At 45.7% G+C, this 313-nt stretch carries 1 protein-coding gene; it reads right to left on the bottom strand.

What is annotated here, in order from left to right; translation table 11 throughout:
• The coding region (locus tag ACFIK0_RS09620; RefSeq protein ID WP_375663947.1) for a putative PEP-binding protein at positions 1-295 on the bottom strand (295 nt) is incomplete at its 3' end.
• Positions 296-313 lie beyond the last annotated feature (18 nt).

Genomic DNA, 313 nt, shown 5'->3' with positions numbered 1-313 from the left:
AAGGATTATCTTCATGGGAAAGTGGCAAGCCACCTAACTGTTTGTCACCACCAATATCCATTGTCCGCACCACGACCTTCTGTTCATGAACAGAAGTCAAAAACTTTTTATAAGCATGCAGTTGTTCATCTTCAGTGGGTAATTGCGGAGCATCCACGTATAAGAACTCACTCCGCAACAGACCAATTCCTTCCGCCCCACTTTGTTGATAATCCGTTAGATCAGCTGGCGTACCAACATTTGCGACTACGCGGAAATGACGACCATCAGTTGAAACGGTCTCTTCATTTTTCAAAGCTCCCCAGGCAGCTTG

The sequence above is a fragment of the Bartonella sp. CL63NXGY genome (assembly GCF_042194905.1).
Lineage (GTDB): Bacteria > Pseudomonadota > Alphaproteobacteria > Rhizobiales > Rhizobiaceae > Bartonella.
The sequence above is the reverse complement of the archived record's forward strand: the minus strand, read 5'-3'. Positions and strand labels throughout refer to the sequence as shown.